This is a genomic window from Nocardia sp. JCM 38205 (assembly GCF_058222935.1).
Window position 1 is genome coordinate 1 of the sequence record NZ_JBYHFL010000006.1, and the last position, 17,927, is coordinate 17,927.

Consider the following 17,927-nt stretch of genomic DNA (forward strand, 5'->3'; position numbering starts at 1 on the left):
ACGGCCACCGGCGACGGCACTATGGTGTGCATCGAGAAGGCCCGCGCCGCGGCCGCCTGCTGCCCTAACGATGCGATCACGGTGTGCGAGCGGGAGCCGACAGGACTCGGGCTTGATTCGCCGATCGTGACTCTGGGCCCACCGGGGACCGATGCCGAGGCCGAAGCCTGCCGGCACGCCTCGGTAGTGCACCTGGTGGATTCTTTCGCCGACGCCATGGCGGCCGCGGCCGAGGGTGGAGTGCGGGCGCTGGTCGCGGCCGGATACCTGACTTTGGACGCGCACGACCGGACCACCGATTCTTGGGTTGATCAGCACTTCACGCACAGCGGAGTGTTGCGGCTGCACCGCTGCTGGGAGAGCTTGACCAAGCCGATGTGTCTCGCGGTCCGGCGTGATCTGCCGCGCTCGGCACCGGTGGAGAGCGTGGCCACCCATCCCGCGACCCGGATCTTCGCCACCCGGTACGCACCGGGAGCCCGGCTGGTGTCGGTGAACGCCAAGCCGCTGGCCGCCCGCGCGGCCGCTCACGCTGAGGTCGACGCCTGCATCGCCTCGGTCGATGTGGTCGCCCGATACCCGCAGCTCGAGGTTCGTGTCGAGTGGCAGCCGACGATGGTGTGGCTGCTCTACGGCAAGGACAGCGGCGATGAGTGAACCGCGTACGGTGGCGATGCTCGGCGCCGGGATCATGGCCAACGCCGTCGCAGCCCGCTTGGATGCTCACGGTTTCGAGCTGCGCCGCTACAACCGCACCACTGCCGCGATCGACGGGCCCGCCATCGTGTGCGCGTCAGCGGCGCAGGCGGCCGAGGAAGCGCCAGTGGTGTGGTCGTTCGTGCACGACGACACCGCCAGCGAGGCGGTGTGGTTCGGCCCCGAAGGCGCGCTCGCCGCCGCAAACGGGGCGGTAGTGATCGAATCATCCACGCTGTCACCGGGATACGCGCAGCGTTGGATGAGTGAAGCCGCCGCAGCGGGGGCCCGGCCGGTGCTGGCGCCAGTCACCGGGAGCCGGGTCGGTGCCGAGAACGGGACGCTGGTGGCGTTCACCGCCGGTGCGGCCGCAGACCTCGCGGCAGCGGACCGGCTGCTGCGCATCATCGCCGCGGAGGTCGTACAAGTCGGCGATGCCGGGGCCACGGCAACAGTGAAGTTGCTGAACAATGCGCTGGCGGCAGTGATCCTGACTGGGCTCGCCGAAACCTTCACCGCGGCGGCCGCGCTCGGCCTCGACATCGCCCAGCTGATGGCGGTGTGGTCGCGGCACGGCTGGGCTGCGCCGGTCGCCAGCGCCTACGGTGCGGCGATGCTCGGCGGCGAGCACGACCTGACGAACTGCTCACTGGCTGTCATCGCCAAAGACCTCCGGCACGCTACCGCCGTACTCGGTGACGTCCCGGCACCCTTGATCACTGCCGCCGCCGAGAAGTTCGGTCGCGCGCTGCAACTGGGCCTCGGGAATCGGGAGATGTCGGCCATCGTCGACGCGATAGGGACCCGGCCGTGACCGCCCCGGATTGGTTCTCCCACACCGCCACCACGCCGCCTCGGGCCCGCCAGCGGGTCACTCAGCATCTGGCCGGGTACGCGCGCACCGTGTTCGAGCGGGCCCGCATCCATCTGGGCGAGGAGGTGAGCGTCTGTTTGTCCGGGTCGCTGGCACGCGGCGAACCCGCAGTGCGCCGTCGCCGGACCGGATACGCCTTGGCCTCGGATGTGGACTTGGTCGCCGTCGTCGAGGACCCGGGCGATCCCGCACCGGTCGAGAAGTTCACCCAGGCGCTGCTCGAGGCCCACCCCGATATCGACAGCACCGTATTCGCCGTCCACTGCCAGAATGCGGGCCGGGTCGCGGGCCGCTTCGGCGCCGACCTGCACCACGCGGCCGACCACCCGCTGGCCGGGCCGGCACCGGCCGGGGTCGCCGACCCACGGATAGGCCCGCGTGAGGGCCTGGAAAGTCTGACCCATCAGCTCGCGACGATCTATTGCCCCGACAGCCCACCGGGGGCGACGCCGTGGCGGACCAAGACCGCGCTGGAAGCGCTGCGGGCCGTGGCATGCAGCGGCGGCTGCGCTGGCGGACCGCAGCGCTACGCCAGCCTGGTCGACGACCCGAGGGCCTGCGATGTGCTGGACCGTGACGTGGTCGCCGAGCTGGTGCGCGCCCGCGAACACAGCCAGCCGATGCCGCTCACCGACGCACACACCTACGAACTAGTCGTCGCCGCGGCTGCACAACTGTTCGGCGTCGCGCCCACCCACCGCGACCTGCTCGACGCCTTGCACACCATTCCGGCCGACGTGCATCTGCTCGACGGTTTCCAGCGCTCGGTGCTGGCATCCACAATGATTCTCTACGGGCCACCCCGGATCCGGCGGGCGGCAGCCTCGGCGCTGCACGTCACCATGGCAGCGATCGACCCCAGCACTGTCCCGATCGCGCTCGACTCACTCCAGGCCTTGGCGCGGATCTCGCCGGTGGAGTTCGGGCGCGGCATCGACCACCCGAACCAGGTGCTGCGCGCCCACCTCCAGGGCTTGCGCGCCGACTACTACCACCACCTGGGCCCGCACAACTTCGGTGCACGGCCGGTGGCGAACTACACCGGCCCCACCCCGGCGGCCGGTCCGACAACAGGGAGGAACGACCATGGATGACTGGCCGGACTGGATACGCAAACTCCCTCCCATCGACACCCCGTTCCCCGGCGGCCGCGGCTACCTGATGGCCGGGCCCCACGGACAGGTCGTGTTCTGGTCCTTCCCCACCGGAGCGGCTGTGCCGCGCCACCAGCACGGCCCGCAACTCGGACTGGTACTCGCCGGGCGGGTCGACCTCAGTGCCGCGAACGAACACCGAACTGTCTGCGGCGGAAAGTATTTCAGCCTGGCGGACCAGGAGCCGCACGCGGCCGTTGTCACGCCGGGCACGCTGGTGATCGAGGTCTTCGCCGATCCCGACCGGCACACACCTGCGCAGCGACCGGCATGAGCGCGCGCATCATCACCGCCGCCCGAGTGCTCACCGGCTGCGGCGCCACCCATGCCCCGGGCGCGGTCGTGATCGACGAGGGCAAGATCGCCTGGGTCGGCCCCGCATCTGACCTGCCCGGCGACTGGCAGGGCTGCTGTGTAGCACGGCTCGACCTACCGCAGGCGACCGTGTTGCCCGGCCTTATCGACGCGCACGTGCACCTGGCCTTCGGCGGTGCCGCACATCTGCCAGCGGCGATCCAGGCGACCACCCATCTTGACGCCGTCGCCACCATCCGCGCCGGGCTGGCCGAACTCCTCGGCGCGGGCGTCACGACGGTGCGCGACCTCGGCGCACCCCGCTACACAGACATCGACACCCTCGCCCGGCCCCACACCCGGCCGCGGGTCCTGACCGCCACCATCCCGCTCACCGTGGCGGGCGGGCACTGCCACAGCCTCGGCGGCGCCGTCGACACCCTCACAGAAATCCGGGACCTGGTGGCAGCCAACGCCGCCCGCGGCGCGGACTGGGTCAAGATCATGGGCAGCGGCGGGTTCACCACCGGCGGCACCAGCTCGCCGTACGAGCAGCAGTTCACCGACACCCAAGTCCGTGCGGCCGTCGACGCCGCGCACGAGCACGGCCTCCCGATCGCCGCCCACGCACACGGAACCGCCGCGATCCGTCAAGCCGTCGCTGCCGGAGTCGACTCGATCGAGCACTGCACCTGGATGACCGCCGACGGGTTCGACCTCGACCACGGAGTGGTCCGCGAGATCGCCGACCGGAAAATCCTGGTCTGTCCCACCATCAATCACCTCGCCCGGTCGGCGGCCGGGCGGCTGCAATGGCCGGTCCGCCGCGACCACCTGCGGGTCATGCTCGCCGCCGGTGTCCGGCTGATCCCCGGCAGCGACGCCGGCATCCCGAACACTCCACCAGGCTGCTACCCGTACTCACTGCCCGCCTACCTCGACCTAGGACTGTCCCCGGCCGAGGTCATCGACCTGGCAACCCGCCAGGCCGCCGATGCGCTCCGGATCGGGCACCTCACCGGTACCCTCGCCGCCGGGCTCAGCGCCGACCTGATCGCCGTCCCCGGCGACCCGACCCGCGATCTCGACCTGCTGACCACACCGATCCTGACCGTGGCAGCCGGACACCTGCACTACCCCAACGCGACACGCAAAGCCGAGGAGGACACCTGCGCATGAGCACCACTCAATCCAGCCTGAGCTCGGAATATGCCACCACCACCCCATTGCAGGTCCGCATCGACACCCACGCCCGCCACAGCGAACACCCCGACGACCCCGTCGCCACAGTCTTGGACGCACTCGAGCTGACCGGAACCGAGGACCTGGCCGATATCGGCTGCGGCGACGGCCGATTCCTCGCCCACCTCGCCGAACACGGACACCACGGCCGGCTCGTCGGCCTGGACATCTCCACCGCCATGGTCACCGTCGCCGGCGCTGTGCCCGGGGTCGAAGGCGTCGTCGGCGACGCCGAAGCTTTGCCGTTCGCCGACGACGAGTTCGACATCGTCACCGCCCGCCACATGCTCTACCACGTCCCCGACCCAAACCAAGCCCTGCGCGAGCTCCGTCGGATTACCCGCGGAGGCGGCCGAGTCGCCGTGAGCGTCAATCACCCCGCCACCTGCGCCCGCACCCGCCAACTCGTCATCGAACGGGCCGCCGAGTACGGGCTTGCCCCAGCCCCGGGCCTAGTCAACGACGTAAACTCGGCCAGCCTGCCGAAGATGATGAACACGGTCTTCGGCGACGTCCGCATCCACCAGAGCGACAACGCCCTGGTCTTCGACACCCCCGAACTCCTGATCAGGTTCGCCGAGGCTCTGTTCTCATTCTGCGGCATCGATACCGCCAGCCCACACCGCGCCGCGATCCTCGACGCGGTCACCACCGACATCCACCACTGGTTCACCACCCACCCCGGACAGCGCTGGCGCGACCCCAAGGGCTATATCGTCGCCACCGCGGCCGTCCAATAGTCGTACGCTCGAAAGGAATTCGATCCTCATGAAACTTCTCGTCACCGGTGGCGCCGGATACATCGGCTCCGTCGTCGCCCACCAACTCGTCGACGCCGGACACCAGGTGGAGATCATCGACGACCTGTCCACCGGCCACGAAGCCAACCTCCCCGCCGCCGCCACATTCCACCGGATGTCGATCCACCGAGCCGCGAACATCATCACCCCCGACGCCGAATTCGACGGCGTGCTGCACTTCGCCGCCAGCATCGAGGTCGCCGAATCCGTCGCCCATCCCGAGAAATACTGGCACAACAACATCGAAGGCTCCCTCGCCCTGCTGCGCGCCATCCGTGCCGCCAACGTGCCGCGGCTGATCTTCTCCTCCACCGGCTCGATGTACACCGGCAACGGACAGACCGCCTTCGACGAAACCGCCGAAGTCCGCCCCAAAAACCCCTACGCCGCAACCAAAGCGACAGTCGACCAGCTCATCGCCGGAGAATGCGGAGCCTCCACCACACTCGGCGCCGCCTCCCTGCGCTACTTCAACGCCGCCGGAGCCGTCCTCACAGCCGACGGCGTCCACCTGGGCGAACGCCACGACCCGGAATCGCACCTGATCCCCATCCTGCTGCAAGCCGCCAGCGGACACCGCCCGGAATTCACTTTGTTCGGCACCGACTACGAAACCCGCGACGGCACCTGCATCCGCGACTACATCCACGTCGCCGACCTCGCCGCCGCGCACCTGCTCGCCCTCGACGCCGTCCAACCCGGCCGCCACGACATCTACAACCTCGGCAACGGCGAAGGCTTCACCAACCGCGAAGTCCTCAACACCGTCCGGGAAGTCACCGGAGCAGACTTTCCGGTCCGGCTGGAAGGCCGCCGCCCCGGCGACCCCGCAATCTGCATCGCCTCCAGCGAACGAGCACACCGCGAGCTGGGCTGGAAACCGCAACATACCGACCTCACCGACATCATCGAAAGTGCCTGGCAGTTCCATCAAGTCCAGCAACCTTAGGATCCGGCGATCGCTCTTTGATGCTAGCATCAGCGCCTTCGCGCAAATGCCGACAGCGAGGGCTTTTGATCGGCCAACGCAGGCTTGCTCAGCTTGGCCGTGTCCACTTGGCGACTGCGGCACTCCCATTTGCAAGCGACAACCACTGGGCCAATACGCTGCCTGCGCGAGGTCGCCTCATGCGTCGACCCGGGGGCGCGATCCACGCCGTGCCTATTCTCCTCCGCCGCCCGGTCTCTTCGCTGGCACGTGCCCCCGCCCGCCGAATGCCTCCCGCTCCTTGTCGTCGGCGAGCAGCGGATGGGCACGGCTGATGACTTGTTCCGTCGCTCGGCAAATCACAGACGCCGAACCCGTTCGCGAGTGCGCCCGATCCGCGCCGCAACCATCGAATGCCCACACCGAGAGCCATACATCCGGCAGATCGCGCTCGGATGTTCGATATGATCCTGGAGAGCTATGGACGCCTTGCCACGACGTCTTGCTTCGAGTCGACGTCCGTTTCCGCCGCCACGGACGCCTATCGAACCCATCACAGAAGACCTACTGCAGCGTACGGCAGCGGCGATGCGCAAGGCATGGCCGTCGCTAGGTACCGCCGCGGAGTTCACCTCGACCCCACCCGAGCAGGTTTCTGCAACCCATTCGACGGCTCCGCGTGACGGCGCGGAGCCGTCAGCGCGCTGTCGTCACGATTGATTACCGCTGCTCGAACCTGGAAGGGCGATGACGTTGCCGTTCCGACCGCGCACCGACCTGACGGCCCTGCCGAGCTTCGGAATGGCCAACCTGCGATAGCGTTCGGTATTCGTTGGGCGGGTGTCGACGAAAGGCAGTCTTCGAGAACACCCACAGCATGTCGAGAGGATGGGCTTCTGTGAAGCCTCAGTTTGCAGTCATTTTGGATTATCCATTCATTGGCTTCGAATGCAGCTTTCTGTCACGAAAGTCCACTGTATTCGCGAACCAGTAGCCATACTTCGTGCAGGTGGTGTGATACGAAGTCCTCCAACGTGTGAATAGAAGTCCACTCACTGAGCTCGTCGGGTGCGGTCGTGCTCGGAAACCTAACCGTCACTCTAGGTTCTTGCGTGGCGAGGTTGGCCGGTGAAATGTCGATTTCCTCGATCAGGTGGCGGATGCCCCAGAGTTGAAGAAGCTCGTTGTCTGTCAGGTGCGCGATACCACCGTATTTCGCTGCGTGCCAGGATAACACATCGCGATAGACCAGATGTGAGTAGCCGACCAGGTCGGGCACTCGTGTGCCGTTCCATCGGAGTCCGCCGTGGATGACATGACTGGTGGAGTCACTGTCACGCGGTTCGGCGACGCCGAAGATGAACGGCTGAAACTTGCGAAGGTCAGCCGGCAGGCCGTGCACGAGGGTGGTAATGATGTCGCACGGGTTGTAGATCCTGAGCCCGACGTCGTACTCGCCGGGAAGTTCGGCTATCCGATCGAACCATGCGCCGACGAGTTCGGTCCAGTCTCTGTTGGTCGCCAGGCAGGTCATCGCTGATTGCCGGAATTCGCGCCACGGTCCGGGAGTTTTGCTACTGGCGGTGCCGACAAAGAGGATAGTGGGCTCGCCGTCGCGGCGGGTGAGGAGCCGGACGATGTCGTCTTTGTCCTTGTAGGTGTCGTGGCGGAAGGCGCCAGCGCGGTGGATGTGTTCGATGATCCAGCCATCCTCCTGGGTGAGCTGTGGGAACCTGGCGGGGCCGCCGTTTTCAATCGCGCCTGCTCGGATGGTCGAGCACACATGTGTGAGGGCGTCATAGACGTCTGGGTGCTCATATTCGGCTCGTTCTTCGCTGTCCAAGAGCGGGTGATCGCAGAATTGGGCGCAGGGGTGATCGTCGTCGAGTTGCGCAATTGAATCGATCTGGCCGAACGCGAGGTAGAGGGCATGAGGGTACATGATTTCGCCGGATGGGCCGACGTAGTCGATGTGGACGCCGATCAGGTCGATCGCTCCTGCTTGGGCAGCGGAATGGACGACCTTGTCCCAGCACCGGTCCCGTTCGGCTGTGGTGACGAACTCGAAGATGACGTGGATCGAGGTGAGTCGTCGTTCGGCAGGTGGGGCAAGGAATTCGACCCGATGTGCTGATTGCGGGACGCCATCGCGGTCTATGGTGAGGCGGTAGCCGCGTAGGTCGTGGTCCCAGTCCCGGGCGAGGTTGCTCAGCGGGGTCAGTAGCTCGGTCCACTGGGGTTCGAGCGCGACTGCGAATACACGGATTCTGCCCGGAAGCACACCTTTCTCGCGGCGCAGCAGCTCGACGTACTTTGCCAGCTCCTGGGCGGTTTCGCGGGCAGTGTTGTTTGCGCGCTTGAGTTCGATGACGACCCAGTTCTGGTGCAGATCGCGGGCGAGAATATCGATGTAGCCGCCGGTGCCTTCAGGGTTCGGGATCCAGTACTCCTGCCGGTAGAGACGAAGACCGGGTTCGAGCATCTCGAGTCGGTCAGCGAGATGCCCTCGAATGATCGACTCCCGCGGCGGCATGGCCATTGATCCTCCCCTGTTGCTTCTCCAACTTATCCTAAAGTTCGCCACCGACACTGTTGCTGCTGGGACGGCGTAGCTGGGAGCGGCGCCGCTGTCCAGCATGCGGGAGCATCGGTGGTAAGCGGGTCCACTGCTACGAATGAGTGGTTCTCCGGCCACACGATCGCGACCTACGGCGGCTAAATCCGTCGGTGAGTGCATCAGGTCCGTGAATCCATGTCGGCGCTGGGGGATACTGGCTCAGCCAGGATTCGTCTCGGTGTCCAGTAGCTGGCCTTCCAACCAGACTGCGATCTCACCAACCGTGTAGAGCGTGTCCTCCAGCGTCTCCGCGTCGAACACCGTGTGCGGCCTGGCCGGCCTGATGGGTGTCGTCGGTCTCGGCCATGGCGAGCCGGTCAATGCGTGGGCGTAGTCATTTCGCCTGTCCCGTACCTTCGTCACCTCGGCTTCGATATCGCTTCGGATGTCAGGTGGCGGGGCGATATGGTCGAGGAGCCGCGACATCTTGATATGTAGTCCTCCACGGCGTGGTGAATCCGGCGGCGCCAGATCGTCCACCAAGGCCTCGAGCGCCGCTACTGCCGTCATAGCTGCCGCTCCGCATGCGATCGTCCAGGCCTCCTCGACTGTATAGATGTTCTCGTCGAGATCGTTCTCGTAATCGACTTGGTGCCAAAGGCTCCATGCGGGGTCGTTCGGGGGCGGTGCAGCACGATCAGCGGTCCTTTTCCGCTGGTCGAGTGATCTGAGCGCGCGGTCAGCGGACGAGTTCGTCGATCGCCATAAGAATATCGCCGCACTCAGCCGGTCGCGGAACACCAGGAACTCGATACGAGCGAAGGCATGAAAGCCGAGATACAGCTCGGCGAGATCCTTCGGGTAGTCGTCTGCCTTCTCCCAGTACAGCGCCTCCATCTGTTCCTCGGTCAAGTACATGAATTTTGACGGGTCGTTGGGGTCCACTTCGAAGCACACGATGCGAGCCTAGGCAGTTCACATCCTGCGGGGATGAAGCCTCCACCCGCGTGGCGGTGTTGATTGGCCGGTTCCCGCAGCGGCTGTCTGGTCGAATGATGAGCGGTGTGGCCGGCATCCAAACGCCCGCAATCCACGCAGGGTGATTCGGGTAGCGCCCTGTCTACGAGCCGACGCAGGGTATCTCCGTCAGAGGCCCACATCGCGGATGTGAACGTCGGTGTCGAGGACATCGGGGTCCCCGGGCAATTCGGTGTCGAATGTGATCCGTAGCTGCTGTGTGCGGGTGTGTTCTTCGTCGGCATATTGGGTGGGTGTCAGGGTTTGTCGGCGATGTTGTTCGGCGCGGTGTCGGGTGAGTTCCCCGTGAAGGCGTGCGTGCCAAGAGTGGTCGTCGCGATTTTGGCTGTCGGCGTGGGCGGCCTCGTTGGGTGTGCGGTGGTCGGGTGGGTTGGCGAGGAGTTTCTGCCAGCCGGGTTCGGGGCCGGCGAGTTGGGTGGCGTGGCGATGAGCGGTGCGGTGGTTGTTGCGGGCTTGCTGGTGGCGGTGCTCGGCGGTGGCTTGTTGGGTGAGGAGTTCTTCGATGCGGTTGCGGAGGGTGGTGTGTTGGCTGCGGTGGCGGCGGGGTGTGGTGGTGAGTTGGTGTCGGGCGTCGGCTAGTTCGGTGCGGATGGTGTTGAGGTCTTGGGCGGCGGCGGTGAGGTTGTCGGCGGTCTGCTGTGCGTGGCGGATGGCGTCTTGGGCGGCGCGGTGGTGTTCGGCGACTGTTCGGGAGTCCGGGTCGTCGGCGGTGTTGGCGAATGGTTCGTACATCGCGGCTTCGGTTTCTGGTGTGGCGAGAGCGAGTTCGAGGTTGCTGATGCGTTCGGCGAGTTGGTCATCGGTGAGCAGCCTCAAAGGGTCGTCGCGACGGGCCGCGGTGTGGTCAGCGACGGTCGCGTCGGTAGTGGTGAGGGAGTGGTTGTGGATCCAGGTTTCGATGATGTGGCGGTGTGCTGGGTTGCGGAGTGCCCGCCAGTCACGGCGGAGGAGTGCGAGTGCGGCTTCGGGTGGGTGGGTGTCGGCGAGGTAGGTGCAGCGGGCTTCGAGGGGGTGTTGATTGTGGTCGGGGATGCCGGTGTGGTCGTCGCGGCAGTCGGTGCAGAGGCCGTCGTCGGTGCGGCGGGGTGGGATGGGTGTGGCGTCGGCGCGGCGGCGTTCGATGCCGCAGGACACACAGGGCAGGGTCCGGAGGTCGGGGACTGCGGCGAGGTCGTAGTCGAGGCGGTCGCGGTATGGCTTGTCTCTTTGTTTGTCGCGGTTCCATAGGCCGCCACGGAGTGGTTGGTCGGGTGCTGTGCGGTTGTCGGGTTCGGGATTCCAGATGCCGTGCTGCGGGGGCTGGCCTGGTGTGTTTGGTTTGCCGTCGTTGGTGTCGAGGTAGCTGTCGGTGAGGTCGATGCCAGCGTGGTCGGTCGCTGACATTGCGGGTTTGTGCTGGGTGGTGTCGCGGTAGCGGCGTTGGTATTCGGTGCGGTAGCGGAGGGTGCGCTGGTGTGCTCGTTCGGGGATGGTGTCGGGTTGGTAGACGCCGGGGTCGGTGTCGGGTGTGCAGGCGTGGATGAGTGCGGTGTGCTGTGGGTTCTGGTTCGCGAGCCATTCGAGCCGGGCTTTCGCGACCTTCCACGGACGGCTGTACAGGATTTGGGCGACTTCGGCGATGACCGAACGCTGCTCAGGCGTCGCGGTTGCGGCGACCGAGCGGAACGCTGTCACGGCGGCGGCGACGTTGCCGGAGTGGAAGATTTCGGCGACAGAGTGGATCGCCTTAGGAAGATCGTTGTTCGCTGGCGGGTTGTCGGGGTTGGTGGTTTGTGGTGGGTGTTCCTCGTCGTTGGTGGGCATGGTCGGCTCCGGGTGGTGTTCGGATTCGGTCGGCGTTGGGGTGTGATGGGTGAGGGCGTCAATGCGCCAGGCGAGGGCGGCGGTGAGTTGGTCGGGGCGAAGGGCGGGCGCGTCGTCGGGTTGGGCGGCGAGCAACAGCTCGTAGGCGGTGGCGAGCAGGTCGTGGGGCGTCCAGGTGCCGGTGCTGGCGTGGTCGATGGCTGCAACGATGCGCGGCCAGCCGGGGTCAGCGGTCATGTGGTCGGCGACCTCGGCACCGAGGACGGCGTGCAGATCGGGCAGCCAATCGGGTTGCAGGGCAGCACCGTTGTGGGTGACGAGGGCGGAGGGTTCGAGCTCGAGGCGCGCCCATAGCGCGGCGGCGGGCATCTCGTCGGGCAGCGGCCGGAGCGCGGCGGCGGTGGTGAGCAGGCCGGTGATGTCGAGGCCGGCGCGGTGGGCGAGGTCGAGCTTCTCGGCCATGACCGGCCAGAACGGGTCCAGGGTCAGGCGGGATTCGAGCTTTTCGGCAACCGGCGCCCACCGGTTGCTGGCGGCGTTCGGGTCGCCGAGCACGCGCTGCATGCGATCGTCGAGTTCGTGTTGGTGGTCGCGTTCGAGGTTGGAGTAACGCGCAGGTCCGGTGGAGCGGTGGTCGCGTTCGGCTACGTGCAGGCCCGCTCGCCACACTGCCAGCTCACCGACCAGGCCCGGGTCGGTGACGCCGATGAGCGGTCGCGCCCAGCCGGGTGCGGTGGCTGGTGTCCAGTCGCGGGTCTGGTTGCGGATCTGGTCGGCGAGCTGGGTGACGATGCGCTGCCGTGCGTACAGGTGTGCGGCGAGGGGATGATCGTCGGGGACGGGAGGTGTTCCGGGGAGCCAAGGCAGTGGTCCGGGGCCGGTGGAGTGGCGGCCGCTGGCGTCGAGACGCCAGTCCAGGACGGCGGCGTCGTCGGCGGCGGTCTCGAGTTCGCGCGCGTCCGCGGCCTCGCGCAGGGCGGTGATCGGGTCGGCGCCGGTCATGGCAATGATCGCTAGGTGCAGCCGCAGGACCGGGTAGGCGGGGCAGTGGGTCAACCCCGGCCGTATCTGATTTGCGGCGGTGTCGAGGCGGGCGAGGCCGTCGGGGCCGAGGCTGTGTTCGGCGGCGAGGCCGAGGGTGTCGTGATAGATGTCGACGGCGCGGCCGAGGCGTCGGAACGGGTCGAGGGCATCCCGGAGTTGGGTGTGGGCGGATTTCTGGGCGCCGTCGCGGTCGAGAATTCGCAGGAGGACTTCGACGGCGGTGCGCGGGAAGATGGCGGGTTCGGACCAGAAGGAGGCCTCGCTGCCGTCGAGGGCGGTGGGCAGGTAGGCGTGGTTGGCGTGCACACCGCGGGTCATGGCGACATAGAGCTGTTGTCGGGTCTCGAATCCGGTGAGCGCGACATGGCAGGTGTCGGCGGTGATGCCTTGCGCGGAATCGATGGTGGCCGCATACCCGAGCCGCACATGCGTGCGCACATACTCGGCAGGAAGCCACACGCTAGCGCTGTGTTCTTCCCCGGATCGGCGGTGGCTGGCGGTGAGGGAGCCGTCGGGGTGGACGGCGGTGACGGTCCAGGTGTAGCCGTTGCGCACCCAGTCCCGGTCCCCGAACCGCAGCCGGGGATCGTTGTGCCGGGTGCGGATTGTGTCGCCGATCGAGGCGCACAGTCCATCGGCGAGGGGCACTTCGGCGCTCGGTGCGGCGTCGTTGCGGGTGAGTCGGTCGCCGCGGGCACGGGCGTTGAGCGCGGTCACGGTCTCGTGAGTGGCCGCCAGCATGACGGTGTCGCGGCCGGCGAGATGATCTGCGGCCCAGGCGGTGTAGGTGTCGTCGTGGATGGCGCCGGCGTGGCCGGCGTGGATGCGGCCGTGGTCGAGATACCAGCCCAGCGCGGCCGGGTCGCCGTCGCGTAGGCCGAGGCTGGCGGTGGCTTCACCACTGGCGGCGAACCGCACCACATGGGTGAGAGTGAGGGTGTGTTCGGGTGCGGCGTCGGCCATGTCGGTGTGTGCGCCGCCGGCCTCGATGGAAGCCAGTTGGTGATCGTCACCGATGCAGCGGATCGTCGCACCGCGGGCGGTGAGGAACTGCAGCAGTTTGAGGCGTTTGTGGTTGCCGAGTTTGGCCTGTTCGTCGACGATTACCAACGTCTCGGCGTCGATATCGAGGACCCATTGCGGCAACGCTGGCGGCAGTTCCCGGTCGAGCGCGACGTTGTTCGGGTTGGGTGTGTGGCGAGCGAGGACGTCGAGTACCTTGTCCACGGTTTCCACGCGGGCACCGATCGATTCCCCGAGTACGGCTGCGGCGGCTGCGGTGGGTGCGAGGCCGAGCACGGTGCCGCCGCTGGCATGCCAGGCGTTGGTGAGGACTTTCATGGCGGTGGTTTTGCCGGATCCGGCGGGGGCGTTGGCGGTGTGGACCCGCATTCCGGAGGTCGCGAACGCCGAGATGACGCTGGCTTGGCCGGCGTTGAGCGGTCGATCCGGAAACGCGTGATTGTGGTCCTGGACCGCGGCGGTGACCAGCTCGGCGGCGACGCTGCGCCCTCCGGGTTGCACCGCTAGCTCGATCAGCGCGGCCTCGACGGCCAGCGCCGTGGTGGAGGTGTAGACCTGATCGCCCGCCCGCACGTGCACATGAGCGCCGCCGCGGCGCGCCAACGGCGCCGGAACCGTGCCGAGAATCGGCTCGGCCGTGGTGTCCGGATCGCCGAGCGCGATCGACTGCTGCGGCGACAACGCCTCCGAGACCACCGCCGCGACAGTGCGTTCCCAATCGCGGCCGGTGATCTGGCCGCGGAGTTGACGTTCGGCTTCGGCGCGCACATTGTGCTCACGCCAAGTCGACCGCTGCTCGGCCACCACATCCAAGACCTGCTTCGCAGTGCACGTAATCCACTGCGATGTTGGCGAGATCCGGCCCGAACGAGACGGATTCAACACGACCGAAATCATCCGGGCGAGTGCTTCCCGGCTGCCGAGCAGCGCGAGTGCCTCGGTCCGCCAGCTGGCGCGCTGCTGCGCAAGCGAGCGCAGGGCGTGTTTGGCGGGCCGGGTTTCCAGCGTCGCTTGCTGTGCGAGCCGATACATTTCCGTCGGGACCGGTTCACGCCCGAACCGCTGCTGAAACACCGCCGCGAGCTCACCGAGGCGCACCTGCAGCGCCGCCTCACGCTTGGACCAGGCGTCGATCAAACCCTTCGGGATGCCGATGATTTCGCGAATAGGTCGCTTGCCGGGATCGGCGGCCGCGCGCGGTGCGAATTCAACCCCAACACTGTGTTCGAGGTGGTGCTCGAGGCGGGTGTTGTAGATCTCCGACACCGTCACGACCACCCGGTAGAGGGCGGCGCCGTCGAGGGTGCGCCACAGCCCGTCGAGCGTGCGGACGCGGTTGGCGATCAGCACATGAGTGTGCAGATCGGGGTCGCCGGCACGGCTGTCACGATGGGTGAACCGGGCAGCGACGATGCCATCGACATCGACCTGCCGGATCCCGTTGCGCCCCAGCCGCGTGAACGCCGCGTGCCGCTCCAACCAGGCGAGGGCATCGTCGATGGCGGCGTGATGGGCGGCTTCGATCTTCTCCGACACCGACCGCGGCGCCAGCGCCCACAACGCGGACACCGATTTGACGGGGGAGAAGGTGAGGTCGAAACCCGCGACCGCGGTGGACCGGGGGCGTGAGTTCTTGGCCACCCAACCCGATAATTCGCGCGCATCTATGGGCGCGCGCCCGTATTCGTCGCTGAACATCTCGAACCCGACATGGGTGCGGATCCGGGACCGTTCGTCGCAGGGAATGGCCGCAGCCGGATCGTGTCCGTGCGTCGAAATGTGTTCCCGAAACGCGGTTTCACAGCGTTTCCTGAATTCGGAAACCTCCGTATAGACCCGGAATGGGTTTCCCAATCGGGAGGCTTCGTCGGCCGCGCGTGCGGCGTCGGCGGGCTTGGCGCCGAGCGCGAGCTGCTTGTCGTACTCGCGGGCCTCGATGTCGTCGGCGTCGGGGTGGCGGCCCAGTCCGAACAGCGATTTCATCTGCGCTTCGGTCACTTCCGCACCACGGGCTACGCCGAGCGCGGTGAGGCCGGTGCCGTGCCATCGGCCTGGTGCTTCGCCGTGGGCGGAGTAGTAGTCGGACAGGCTGGCGCGGCCGCGGTCGGAATTGTCGTTCGCGGCGACACTGCGCAGGTAATACTGATAGCCGTTTCCTGCGACGACCTTATGAATCGTCGCGGTCATACCTCCAGCCAGCACCCATGACAGCAGGAACGCCAGCCCTCGAATTCACTTGAATTGTGGCTAATCGGCCAAAGTGCCTGGTAGTTACTTAATTGTGTCCGGCCAGATCGTGCCGGAGATGCCCAAAACCCGCAACGCCAATGGTGTCTGGGCGCGTTTCGGAGGAGCGCGCTTCTGTCGCCTTTCCGGCGATAGTCCGGAAAGTGATCCTGGATGCAAGAGGTGTGCTTGTTGTAAAGGTGAGAGGAGCAAGGGGGTGAGGATGGAGTGGGGAGGTGAAGTGTGTCGGGCGTGATGTGGTGGTGGGTTTGGATGTGAGGGCGTGGCGTGCGATGAGGGTGGGGTGGATTGGTGAGTGTGACCGGGGTGGTGCCCGGTCCGCCGCAGGAGTTGTCACCGCGACGGACCGGAGTCGAAGACGGGGCATGAGGCCGGGCATGCGGGTAAAGAGCGCGCGAGAAGTCGAGTGTGCTCGGCGAGGGTGATGGCCTGTGCCGCTGTGAGCACGATGGCGCTCACAGCGGCCCCGGACCTGCCGTGCTTAAGCGGCGCTGGGTCGGACGCGATGTACGACGAGCCCGAGAGCGGTTCGGCAGTCGGTGCAGTAGCCGTCGGCGTGCACGACCGTGGTTTGGGCGCAGGCGTCGCAGCGGGTCACGCGCTGTCCGGCTCCGAGGGTGGTACGGCGTCGCCGGGTGCTGGGCCGGTTCGCGGTCCGGGGTGCGGGTTCGGGGCGTTCGAGGTGGGCGTCCATCCATCGGGTGATGATCCGCCAGGCGGGGCTGCCGGAATTCGCGGAGGCGGCCCGGATTCGGTCGAGCAGGGCACGTGCCTGGCGCGGATAGGTGGCGGCGATGTGGGCGCAGCGGGATTCGATGAACTGCTGGGTGGTCCACTGCGCGGGCAGGGGTGGGATGCCGGGGTGGCCGTCGGCGCGGCAGACGTCGCAGAGCCCGTCGTCGCTGACGCAGCGTCCGTCGCGGACGTGGACCGGTCGGCGGTCGGTGGCGCTGCGGTCGATCCAGCACACCACGCACGGCCACCCGAGGTAGGAGACGAGCACGGCGCGGTCGTAGTCGAGGCCGGAGCCTTCCCACGTGGCTTCGGGTTCGTCGAGCTGGGTGTAGGGGAGAAGCTCGTCGTAGTCGTCGGGGACCCGGAGCCTGGTGCGGGCGGCGGCGAAGCGGCGCTGGTCGCCGGTGCTGACCTTCGCCCAGACGGTGTTGTTGCGCCAGCTCGTGCGCCGCCGCGGCGGTGCCGGGTCGGTGGCGTGTTCGCCGAGGAAGGTGTTGGCGGCCGCGTCGAGGGTGGCGTCGCGGCCGGTGGCGGCGTCGGCGGCGGTGCGGTCGGCGTACTCGGGCGGGGTGAGCAGATCCCGGGTGCGGTCGCAGTAGTCCTGGGCGACGTGGAGGAAGTAGGAGCGGTCCCACAGCGCAGCCTGCACGTGCGTCCACACGAAGTGGCCGGGCTTGCCAGGGTCGGCGATGACCGGGTCGCCGTGGGGTTCGGTGTGGTCGTCGATGGCGTAGAGGCGGGTCGCGGCGTAGGCGGCGAACTCGTCGTCGCCGCGGCGGCGATGCTCGCGGGTGCGGCGGTCGCGGTCGCGGTGACGCAGATCGACCGGGCCGGTGATGCCGCGGCGGGCGCGCCGCTTCGCGACGGCGGCGGGTGCGAGCCGGGCGGCGTCGGTGGTGGGGGACGGGACGGCGTGGGGGCGTTCGCTGGCGCGGCGCTGGCGGATTTGGCGGCTGACCCATTCGGCGACCTCGATGCCGACCTCGGTGGGCGCGCCCTGGTCGGGGTGGTAGAGCCCGGGGTCGGTGTCGGTGATGAGGTGGGCGATGAGGGCGCGGAATTCGGGTCGGCTCTTGGCCATCCAGCCGAGCTGGCGGGCCGCCACATCGTAGGGTGAGCGGGTGAACCGGTCGACTGCCTTGTCGAGGAGTTCGCGTTCGGTCTCCGACGCTACGGCGAGGGCGGCGGTGAATCGGGCGCGTGCTGCGGTGGGGTCGGTCGCGAGCAGCTCGTCGATCTCGGCCAGCGCGAGTGTGAACGGGGTCGTGGAGGCGGGGCTGGTCAGGGTTGGTGCGGTCATCACGATTCCTCTCGAGTAATGGATAGAGCCCGCTGCCGGGGCGCACGCTCGAACGCACGCACCCCGGCCACAGGGCTGGGCGGCTGGTCGGTCGACCCGCCTGAGAGCCGCCGACCGGGCCGGACCCCGACACGGTGGAGGGAACGCGGCCACGCGGGCGGCCCCGAATTTCCCGCGCACAACCCAGAAACC

Annotated in this window: 11 protein-coding genes; 7 read left to right on the top strand and 4 right to left on the bottom strand. The window is 67.4% G+C overall.

Features of this window, described 5'->3' with window-relative positions; all coding sequences use genetic code 11:
- From AC4HOU_RS21660 to galE, 7 genes are all read left to right on the top strand, one after another.
- Positions 1-657: ferredoxin (locus tag AC4HOU_RS21660; RefSeq protein WP_490725077.1), on the top strand; the 657-nt coding region annotated here is incomplete at its 5' end.
- Positions 650-1,510, top strand: coding sequence for an NAD(P)-dependent oxidoreductase (locus AC4HOU_RS21665; protein ID WP_490725078.1), 861 nt, complete (start codon positions 650-652; stop codon positions 1,508-1,510). The genes AC4HOU_RS21660 and AC4HOU_RS21665, both read left to right, overlap by 8 nt.
- Positions 1,507-2,664 (top strand): hypothetical protein, encoded by a 1,158-nt coding sequence (locus AC4HOU_RS21670; RefSeq protein WP_195026184.1) that lies wholly within the window; start codon positions 1,507-1,509, stop codon positions 2,662-2,664. The genes AC4HOU_RS21665 and AC4HOU_RS21670 overlap by 4 nt, the downstream gene beginning before the upstream one ends.
- Entirely contained in the window at positions 2,657-2,998 is a 342-nt protein-coding gene (locus AC4HOU_RS21675) for a cupin domain-containing protein (RefSeq protein ID WP_195026185.1), read from the top strand. The genes AC4HOU_RS21670 and AC4HOU_RS21675 overlap by 8 nt, the downstream gene beginning before the upstream one ends.
- The gene (locus tag AC4HOU_RS21680; RefSeq protein WP_490725079.1) at positions 2,995-4,197 is read left to right on the top strand and encodes an amidohydrolase family protein; all 1,203 of its coding nucleotides are present in this window, start codon (positions 2,995-2,997) and stop codon (positions 4,195-4,197) included. The genes AC4HOU_RS21675 and AC4HOU_RS21680 overlap by 4 nt, the downstream gene beginning before the upstream one ends.
- Entirely contained in the window at positions 4,194-5,000 is an 807-nt protein-coding gene (locus tag AC4HOU_RS21685) for a class I SAM-dependent methyltransferase (RefSeq protein WP_490725080.1), read from the top strand. Before AC4HOU_RS21680 ends, AC4HOU_RS21685 begins: the two co-directional genes overlap by 4 nt.
- Positions 5,001-5,028: 28 nt before the next feature.
- The gene (gene galE, locus AC4HOU_RS21690; protein ID WP_195026188.1) at positions 5,029-6,009 is read left to right on the top strand and encodes a UDP-glucose 4-epimerase GalE; all 981 of its coding nucleotides are present in this window, start codon (positions 5,029-5,031) and stop codon (positions 6,007-6,009) included.
- A gap of 940 nt (positions 6,010-6,949) precedes the next feature.
- On the opposite strand, the gene AC4HOU_RS21695 is transcribed toward galE, so the two are convergent.
- The 4 genes from AC4HOU_RS21695 to AC4HOU_RS21710 all read right to left on the bottom strand — a co-directional run bounded on the left by AC4HOU_RS21695 (position 6,950) and on the right by AC4HOU_RS21710 (position 17,735).
- On the bottom strand, positions 6,950-8,527 hold the full coding sequence (locus AC4HOU_RS21695; RefSeq protein ID WP_490725081.1) for an endonuclease NucS domain-containing protein: 1,578 nt from the start codon (positions 8,525-8,527) through the stop codon (positions 6,950-6,952).
- A 237-nt stretch (positions 8,528-8,764) separates the two neighbouring features.
- Positions 8,765-9,502, bottom strand: coding sequence for a hypothetical protein (locus AC4HOU_RS21700; protein WP_195026190.1), 738 nt, complete (start codon positions 9,500-9,502; stop codon positions 8,765-8,767).
- Positions 9,503-9,691: 189 nt separating this feature from the next.
- Positions 9,692-15,640, bottom strand: a complete 5,949-nt coding sequence (gene mobF, locus AC4HOU_RS21705) for a MobF family relaxase (RefSeq protein WP_490725082.1) — start codon at positions 15,638-15,640, stop codon at positions 9,692-9,694.
- Positions 15,641-16,181: 541 nt separating this feature from the next.
- Positions 16,182-17,735 carry a hypothetical protein gene (locus tag AC4HOU_RS21710; protein WP_195026191.1) on the bottom strand — a complete coding sequence of 518 codons (1,554 nt, stop codon included), beginning with the start codon at positions 17,733-17,735 and terminating at the stop codon, positions 16,182-16,184.
- Positions 17,736-17,927 lie beyond the last annotated feature (192 nt).